This window comes from Halomonas sp. (genome assembly GCF_031581305.1).
GTDB lineage: Bacteria > Pseudomonadota > Gammaproteobacteria > Pseudomonadales > Halomonadaceae > Halomonas.
In genome coordinates, this window is the sequence record NZ_JAVLBC010000141.1 from 1 (window position 1) to 8294 (window position 8294).

The window sequence follows — 8294 nt, forward strand, 5'->3', positions numbered from 1 at the left end:
GCTGAGCAGCCTGGCGCTGCTCAACCTCGGGCTCTGGCTGGCGGCCTGAGGCTTTGGCGAAGGTCGCCTCGACAGACTTGAGCAGGCGGGGCAGGATGGCAAGCCTTTACTTCGCATGCCGTCAGGACCGAGACCATGAGCACTTCCCCCTTCGTCAACCTCCCCGATGCCCAGGGTTACTTCGGCCGTTTCGGCGGCCAGCTGATCCCGCCCGAGCTCAAGGCGGTGATGGACGAGATCGACGCCGCCTACGAGGCGATCCGCGTCCGTGAGGATTTCCGCACAGAGCTGGCCAGCCTCTTCGCCGACTACGTGGGCCGGCCCAGCCCGATCTTCCATGCCCGGCGGCTCTCCGAGCAGCTGGGTGGCGCCCAGATCCACCTCAAGCGCGAGGACCTCAACCACACCGGTGCCCACAAGATCAATCACTGCCTGGGCGAGGCGCTGCTGGCCAAGTTCATGGGCAAGACCAAGGTGATCGCCGAGACCGGCGCCGGCCAGCACGGCGTGGCCCTGGCCACCGCCTGCGCCCTGGTGGGCATTCCCTGCGAAATCCACATGGGGCAGGTGGACATCGAGAAGGAGCATCCCAACGTCACCAAGATGAAGATCCTGGGGGCCACCCTGATCCCGGTGACCCGCGGCACGGCGACCCTCAAGGATGCCGTGGACAGCGCTTTCGAGGAGTACCTCAAGGACCCGCAGCACTTCATCTATGCCATCGGCTCGGTTGTGGGGCCGCACCCCTTCCCGAAGATGGTGCGTGACTTCCAGTCGGTCATCGGCCGCGAGGCCCGCGAACAGTTCCTTGGGCGCCACGGTCGCTTGCCCGACCACGTCACCGCCTGCGTGGGGGGTGGCTCGAACGCCATCGGCATGTTCACCGCCTTCCTCGAGGATGAGGGCGTGCATCTGGTGGGCGTGGAGCCGGCCGGTGAGGGGCTCGATACCCCACGCCACTCCGCCACCCTGACCCTGGGCAGGCCCGGCGAGATCCACGGCATGGCCTGCTATGTGCTGGAGGACGCGTCGGGCAATCTCATGCCGGTGCACTCCATCGCCTCGGGGCTCGACTATCCGGGCGTGGGGCCGCAGCACAGCTACCTCAAGGAGCTGGGCCGGGTGGACTACCAGAGCGCCAGCGACGACGAGTGCCTGTCGGCCTTCCTGACGCTGTCGCGGGTCGAGGGCATCATCCCGGCGCTGGAGAGCGCCCACGCCGTGGCCTGGGCCATGCGCGTGGCACCGACTCTGCCGGCCGACCAGCATATCCTGGTCAATCTCTCCGGCCGTGGCGACAAGGACGCCGACTATGTGGCCGATCGGCTGAAACTGTGATTCCTGGACCCGCGAGGATGCCCGCCAATGACCGGCCGGGAGGCTGGAGAATCGCCGTCGATATCGGCAGGATGGGCACCATCCACCACGTAACACGAGGAGCATTGCCATGTCCCTGTCGGAAGATTTTCGCCTGCCGGTCGCCTGTCCGAGCTGCGGCAGCCACCTGATGCGGGTCTCCAGCGTCAAGAACCCCGATGACGAGGTGCACTGCGCCTCCTGCCATCGTTTTATCTGCCTCTGGCACGAGGCCCAGACCGTGCTGAAGCAGGGACCCGGCAGCGAGAGCGAGTCCCTCATCGAGAAGGCGGTCAACCGCGGCGTCTGACAGGCCGCCGTGAAGGGGAGGTCGTGAAGGGCCGGGGCCGTGAGGCACCGGCCCTTTTTGCGGCTTAGAGGAGTTCCTCGCCGGCAAGGGCCAGACGAGAGCGCTCGACGCTCTTGAGAGTGACGTGGCCGGCATGGGGCCAGTTACGGAAGTGCTGGACCACTGCCGCCATGCCGCAGGTGTTAGCCGTCAGATACGGCGTATCGATCTGCCCGACATTGCCCAGGCAGACGATCTTGGTGTTGCGCCCGGCGCGGGTGATCAGCGACTTGAGCTGCTTGGGGGTGAAGTTCTGGGCCTCGTCGATGATCAGGAGGGTGTCGTTCAAGGTGCGCCCGCGCATGAAGCCGGGGGCGCGAATCTGCACTCGCGAGCCGAGCAACTGGCGTGTGGCGTCATGGTTCCAGGTACTGCTGCCGTCGTGCTCGTCGCGCAGTAGGTTGTCCATGTTGTCGTGGAAGGCGCCCATCCAGGGCGACATCTTCTCCTCCTCGGTGCCCGGCAGGAAACCGATGTCCTCGCTCATCGAGATCGGGGCCCGGGTGAAGACGATGCGTTCGAAGCGCTTGGTGTCCAGGGTCTGTTGGAAGGCGGCAGCCAGGGTCATGAAGGTCTTGCCGGTGCCCGCGCTCCCGGCGATGGTCACCAGGTCGATGTCCTCGTCCATCAGCAGGTTGAGGGTGAAGTTCTGGCGGCTGTCGTGGGCATGGACCCCCCAGACGCTGGTGCCGTGGCGGTAGTTGGTGAGCAGCTCGAGGTGGGCGTGCCTCGGTCCTACCTCGCGCACGATGGCCTCGAAGCTGGCGCCGTTGTCGCTGTCGGAGACCAGCATGCCGAGGTGCCATTCGGGGGGAATGTCGCCGGCGAGGCGGTAGACGACCCGGTGATCGTGGCGCTCGACCTTGACGTCCACCGCCAGGCTACCCCAGAGTCCGCTGCCATCGTGGCCGGCATCCGGATAGATCCGGGCGCCGTCGATCATGGAGTCGCTGTCCTCGAAGGCGCGATCGGTGAGGTAGTCCTCCACCGGCACCCCCAGCGCGGCCGCCTTGACTCGCAGGTTGATATCCTTGGTGACGAGTATCACCGAAGCGTCCGGCCGTTCGTCGTGTAGCCGACAGGTCTCGGCCAGGAGGCGGTTGTCGGGGCTCTCCTCCAGGGGATCAAGCGGTTTCAGGTTGGTGTAGCAGAGCAGGCGCAGGCGGCCCTGGGGGCCGGTGAGTCGGGGGATGGGAATGCCGTCACGGATCTGGTCGATATCGACGTTGGCAGTGAGGTCAGACAGGGTGCGGCTGACCTGGCGGGCGGTGCGGGCGATCTCGCGGATGCCGTTCTTGTGCTTGTCGAGCTCTTCGAGGACGGTCATGGGGATGACCACCTCGTGTTCGTCGAACTGATAGAAAGCGGCGGGGTCGTGGATCAGGACATTGGTGTCCAGCACGTAGAGCCGGGTGGCCTTCTTGTCGATGCGTACCATCGGCGCAGTTCTCCTTGTCGTCATAGTGTCGACACTGCCGGCGCGCGATGTCAGGGTGATGACAGGGGCACAGGCGGTGCCGTCATGCTCGGCGCTTCTGTTCACCTCCTGTGGCGTTGCTGAGGATTTTGACACTCGCGAGGCGGCAGGGGACCGCCTCGATTCCAGCATGGCGGCGGATGCATATATTGCACAGCAGCATCCGCCAACGTTGTGTCAGCGCACTCCCCCGTGTTGCGGTAGACGCTCTCCACGATCAGGGAGGAGCTCTGGCCGAGCGCCTGGAAATGTGCGGCGAGCCAGGCGCCGGCGTTCTGTCTGCTCAGGTCGCGTAGCGGGTTGAGATTGAACGGGTTGAACTGGTGGGGCGAGACCAGCCTGCTCATCAGGTCCAGGGCAATGTAACCGTGAGGCTCCAGTTCCCGCTGAGCACGTCCAACGGCGTGCGCTAGCTGGTCAGCTTGTCGAGAATGGTCTCGGCGCTGCTCTTGTCCACCACGCCCTTCTCGGTGTCGACGCCGAGGTATTCCACCACGCCGTCATAGGCGATCAAGGCATAGCGGTGGCTGCGAATACCCATGCCACCGGCCGTGGTATCCTTGTCCATGCCGATGGCACGGGTGAATTCGGCGTTGCCGTCGGCCAGCATGGTGATCGCCTCGGCATTCTGGTCCTTCTGCCAGGCGTCCATCACGAAGGCATCGTTCACCGAGAGGCAGGCGAGAGCATCGGCCCCCTTGGCGAGGATGTCATCGGCGCGCACCACGAAGCCGGGCATGTGGGTGTTGGAGCAGCCGGGCGTGAAGGCACCGGGCACGGCGAACAGCACCACGCGCCGGTCGGCGAAGAATTCGCCGGTGGAAAGGTCCTGTGGCCCATCGGGGCCATTGGTCTTCAGGGTGATGTCCGGAATCCTGTCGCCGATCGAGAGTGACATGAGTAGGCCTTCTGTTTGGGAATAATCGTGTTTCGTGTGCAGAGGAGGGGGGTCATGCCAGCGGAGGCGTGGGACGAATCAGGATCTCGTTGACATCCACATGCTCCGGCTGCCTCAGGGCGTAAGTCACCGCGCTGGCGATGTCACGGTCTTCCAGGGCGTGCTCTGGGGGGGCGTCGAAGAAGGGGGTATTGACCATGCCGGGTTCGATCAGTGTGACCCGGATGCCGCTGCCGCGTAATTCCTCGCGCAGGTTGTAGCCGATCCCGCTCACCGCCCACTTGGTGGCGCCGTACATGGAGCCGGGGATGGTGGCACGGCCGGCGGCCGACCCGGTCAGCAGCACATGGCCACGGCTGCGACGCAATGCCGGCAGGCTGGCCTGCAGGGTCAGGCCGACCCCGTAGATGTTGGTCAGGATCATCTCGCGCCAGGCCTCGTGGTCGGCACCGCTGAAGCCTCCTGGCGAGCCACCGCGCCCGGCATTGGCGAACACGGCATCGATGCGGCCGAAGCGTTCCAGGGCCTGCTCGACCATGGCTTGCTGGTCATCCATGGCGGTAACATCACAGCCAATGGCGAGCACGTTCTCCGGGCCCAGTTCTTCGGCCAGAGCCGCCAGCTTCTCCCGGGAGCGGGCGGCCAGCACTAGCTTGTAGCCTTCCCGCGCAGCGGCCCGGGCCGTGGCTGCTCCGATCCCGCTCGACGCGCCGGTAATCAATAGTACACGATGCTGCATCGTCCTCTCCTGTGCCAGTGACCCCTCCATTTCCAGCATGGCCAGTCCGGGACATGGCTGCAATCCTCTCACTCAACGCAACCTCGCTTCCCCGGGGGTGTCGCCGGTGTCGCGGCTTCCGGGCATCGTGACCGGTGACTTCCCGTTGAGACAAGGCACCCTGTCGAAGAGTCGCCCCGATTATCGGGAATCAAGGAATATCAATATGTTGAGTAAGCGGTGGGTCTCGGGGCATCAGCCGGAGCCCCGGCGGCGGTACAGAAGGGAGCCAAGGTACCCTGCCATGGTGTCGCTCTCGGTGGCACCATGGCAGGATGCGGATCAGTTCAGGGCCAGTTGCGCCTCATCCCGGTCGCAGTGAAAGAAGTTCGAGCTCGCCAGCCACTCCGGATCGGGATAGTAGGTGAAGAGGTACTGGTCCTCCTTGATGCTGTCGATCAGCGGCGCGGTGACCTCCTGGCGAACCGCCGGGCAGCCATAGCTGCGGCCGAGGCGGCCGGTCTGCTCGATGAAGGCCTCACTGACATAGTCGGCGCCATGAATGACGATGGCGCGCTGGTAGGCTAGGTCGTTGACGCCGGGCTCGAGGCCCTCCAGGCGGAGCGAGTAGCCGTTGCTGCCCTGATAGCTGTTCTTGGTGCGGAACAGGCCGATGCTGGACTGGTGGCTATCCGGGGTGTTGGAGAAGGTCTCGGCCATGGTGTTGCCTGAGCCCTGGCCGTGGGAGACCAGTTCCTCGAACAACAGCTGGCGGCGCTGCAGGTCGAAGACCCAGAGGCGGGGCTCGGTGGAGGGCAGCGAGAAGTCGATCACCGCCAGGCGCTCGGCGTCCGGGTCGGCGCAGGATAGGGCACGGGCCGCCAGGCGCATGACTCGAGGGTCGGCATCGGGCGCCAACTGGGTCAGAGTCTGGTCTAGCGTTAGCTGGCGTAGCGTATCCGGCTTGTAGGCCTGGGACAGGAAGTCGTCGCTGGCCAGGGCGGCCGGCGTTCCCAGAAGCAACGTGCTGCAGAGGGCGGTGCCGGAAATCCATCGATTCAGGAAGGGTGTCGGCATTCGGGAACCTATCGTGTGGCATGTGTGGCCCGGTCGTCGGGCATTCCCGGACGGCAGGGCGATCACGCGAAAAAGGGGCCGGCTTCCCTGCGGCGTCATGTCGGGCACTATTATGACGAGGTAAAACACGATGACCAGACCAAATTCTCAACGCAGGAGCCAGGACCCATGCCCTCAGTCAAAGGAATGAAACCGCTGCTTCTTGGGGTGGTCATGATGCTCTTGATGAGTGCCGGGGTCGTTGCCGAGGAGAGGGACGCTGCCGTGGTCGGCGCCCTGGCCGAGCGGCTTGCCGAGGAGGAGGACAGCCTGCGAGTCTTCTATGCCGCCCGTGACGGGCGGCCCGCCTGGCAGGAGGCCGAGAGCGTCACTGGCTTTGCCGCGGCTCTGCGAAGGCTGGAGGCCGATGGCCTGACCCCGCAGGACTACCGGCCGGATGTGCTGGTGGCGGGACATCGCCAGGTGCAGGCAGAAGGGCAGACACCGGCCTCCCGGGCACGTTTCGACCTGCAGGCCAGCCGTGTCCTGCTGACGGCCCTGCGTCATCTCCAGCGCGGCAAGGTGGATCCCCACCGCATCGATCCGGACTGGGAGGTGCCCATCGATGCTCCACCCCTGGATCTGGCCGCGGTGTCGCAGGCGGTGGATGCCCAGCGCTTTGAACAGGCCTTCGCCCTGGCGCGTCCTTCGGCTGCCCCCTATGAGCGTCTGCGAGCAGGGCTGGCCCGCTATCGCCATATCGAGCGGCAGGGCGGCTGGCCGAGGCTCCCGCTCCGGCAGCAGCCGTTGCGGCCGGGTGACCTCCATGACGATGTACCGCTGCTGCGCGAGCGCCTGGCGATCATCGGCGAGCTGGAGGTGATGGCGGCCGACCTCTTTGCCGTGACCGAGTCGGACGCCGCAGAGCCGCGCCGCTACGATGACACTCTGGTGGCGGCCGTGGAACGTTTCCAGCGCCGCCACTTGCTCGAGGTGGACGGCATCGTCGGTCCCCGGACCCGGGAGGCCCTGAATGTGCCGGTGGGCGAGCGCATCGCCCAGATTCGGGTCAACCTGGAGCGCGCCCGCTGGCTGCTCCATGGGCTGCCGGACTCCTTCGTGCTGGTGGACATCGCCGGCTACCGGATCAGCTACTTTCGTCCCGACGGTGACGTCTGGCGCTCGCGCATCGTGGTGGGGCGGCCCTATCGCCGTACCCCCTCGTTGCGCTCGGCGATCACCCACCTGACCCTCAACCCCACCTGGACGGTGCCACCGACGATCCTGCGCGAGGACGTACTGCCCAAGGTGCGGCGCGACCTCGGCTACCTGCGGGAGCATGACCTCATGGTGCTCAGTCCCTCCGGTCGGCGTCTCGATCCGAGAGAAGTCGACTGGTGGCAGCCCGGCAACGTCATCCTTCGCCAGCGCGCCGGTCCACAGAATGCCCTGGGGCGGGTGGTGCTGCGCTTTCCCAACGATCACCTCGTCTACCTGCATGACACGCCGGCCCAGGGACTCTTCGCCAGCGAGCAGCGGGCCTTCAGCTCGGGCTGCATCCGCGTGCAGGGGGTGCTCGAACTGGCCCAGCACCTCTTCGACGATACCGGCACCCCCGCCCATGTGGCCTCGCTGGTCGCCGAGGGCGCGACCCGCAACATCTACCTGGCGCGTCCCGTGCCGGTGATCCTGCACTACTGGACGGTGCACCCGGGCGAGGGTGGTGAGCTGGTCTTCCGGCCGGACATCTACCAGCGCGACGCCACCTTGCTGTCAGCTCTCGATCGCCCCCTGAACTGGTAGCGTGGCCGCTGTCTTGACCACGTGGCGCCGTGGCCGGCTCAGCGGTAGCCCCTGGCCTGAAGCCGAAAAAGACGGGCATAGCGGCCGTTGGCAGCCATCAGGCGCTCATGGTCACCCTGCTCGAGAATCTCGCCGCCGTCGATCACCAGGATCCAGTCGGCGGCACGCACCGTCGAGAAGCGATGCGAAATCAGAATGGTCATGCGGTCGCGGCTGTGCTCGCGGAAGTCGGCATAGACGGCCGCCTCGGCCGCGGCGTCCATGGCCGCGGTGGGCTCGTCGAGTACCAGGATGTCGGCGCCCTCGCGCATGTAGGCCCGCGACAGGGCGATCTTCTGCCACTGGCCGCCCGAGAGCTCCTGGCCGCCCTTGAACCAGCGTCCCAACTGAGTGTGGTAGCCGCCGGGCATCCCGGCGATGAACTCGTCGGCCAGACCGCGGCGGGCGGCCGCCTGCCAGCGGGCCTCGTCGGTGAAGGCGGCGACGTCACCGGCCCCGAGGTTCTCGCCCACCTTCATCTGGTAGCGCACGAAGTCCTGGAAGATCACCCCGATGCGCCGGCGTAGCGCCTGGACCTCCCAGTCGCGCAGGTCACTGCCGTCGAGCAGGATGCGCCCCGCGGTGGGCTCGTAGAGCC

8 protein-coding genes are annotated in these 8294 nt (G+C 66.2%); 3 read left to right on the forward strand and 5 right to left on the reverse strand.

Annotated features, from left to right (window positions below; translation table 11 throughout):
- The first annotated feature begins 135 nt into the window (after positions 1-135).
- Both trpB and RI841_RS11840 read left to right on the forward strand, forming a co-directional pair.
- Positions 136-1338 (forward strand): tryptophan synthase subunit beta, encoded by a 1203-nt coding sequence (gene trpB / locus RI841_RS11835; protein WP_310705802.1) that lies wholly within the window; start codon positions 136-138, stop codon positions 1336-1338.
- A gap of 109 nt (positions 1339-1447) precedes the next feature.
- A complete protein-coding gene (locus tag RI841_RS11840; protein WP_310705803.1) occupies positions 1448-1666 on the forward strand; it encodes a hypothetical protein in 219 nt (72 codons plus the stop codon).
- Positions 1667-1730: 64 nt separating this feature from the next.
- Here RI841_RS11840 and RI841_RS11845 read toward each other — a convergent pair whose 3' ends face one another.
- The 4 genes from RI841_RS11845 to RI841_RS11860 form a co-directional block, all read right to left on the reverse strand.
- Positions 1731-3143 (reverse strand): PhoH family protein, encoded by a 1413-nt coding sequence (locus RI841_RS11845; RefSeq protein ID WP_310705804.1) that lies wholly within the window; start codon positions 3141-3143, stop codon positions 1731-1733.
- Between the two features lie 448 nt (positions 3144-3591).
- Positions 3592-4080 (reverse strand): peroxiredoxin, encoded by a 489-nt coding sequence (locus tag RI841_RS11850; RefSeq protein WP_310705805.1) that lies wholly within the window; start codon positions 4078-4080, stop codon positions 3592-3594.
- A gap of 52 nt (positions 4081-4132) precedes the next feature.
- Complete coding sequence (locus tag RI841_RS11855; RefSeq protein ID WP_310705806.1) at positions 4133-4819, reverse strand: SDR family oxidoreductase; 687 nt, start codon at positions 4817-4819, stop codon at positions 4133-4135.
- 321 nt (positions 4820-5140) lie between these two features.
- Complete coding sequence (locus tag RI841_RS11860) at positions 5141-5875, reverse strand: murein L,D-transpeptidase catalytic domain family protein (protein ID WP_310705807.1); 735 nt, start codon at positions 5873-5875, stop codon at positions 5141-5143.
- Positions 5876-6043: 168 nt separating this feature from the next.
- On the opposite strand from RI841_RS11860, the gene RI841_RS11865 reads away from it, so the two are divergent.
- Entirely contained in the window at positions 6044-7657 is a 1614-nt protein-coding gene (locus tag RI841_RS11865) for a L,D-transpeptidase family protein (protein ID WP_310705808.1), read from the forward strand.
- A gap of 38 nt (positions 7658-7695) precedes the next feature.
- Here the strand turns inward: RI841_RS11865 and RI841_RS11870 are convergent.
- Positions 7696-8294: ATP-binding cassette domain-containing protein (locus RI841_RS11870; RefSeq protein ID WP_310705809.1), on the reverse strand; the 599-nt coding region annotated here is incomplete at its 5' end.

Coding starts and splice junctions, on each gene's coding strand:
- RI841_RS11845 (WP_310705804.1), bottom strand. CDS start 3,143: ATGGTACGCATCGACAAGAAGGCCACCCGGCTCTACGTGCTGGACACC.
- trpB (WP_310705802.1), top strand. CDS start 136: ATGAGCACTTCCCCCTTCGTCAACCTCCCCGATGCCCAGGGTTACTTC.
- RI841_RS11860 (WP_310705807.1), bottom strand. CDS start 5,875: ATGCCGACACCCTTCCTGAATCGATGGATTTCCGGCACCGCCCTCTGC.
- RI841_RS11855 (WP_310705806.1), bottom strand. CDS start 4,819: ATGCAGCATCGTGTACTATTGATTACCGGCGCGTCGAGCGGGATCGGA.
- RI841_RS11840 (WP_310705803.1), top strand. CDS start 1,448: ATGTCCCTGTCGGAAGATTTTCGCCTGCCGGTCGCCTGTCCGAGCTGC.
- RI841_RS11865 (WP_310705808.1), top strand. CDS start 6,044: ATGCCCTCAGTCAAAGGAATGAAACCGCTGCTTCTTGGGGTGGTCATG.
- RI841_RS11850 (WP_310705805.1), bottom strand. CDS start 4,080: ATGTCACTCTCGATCGGCGACAGGATTCCGGACATCACCCTGAAGACC.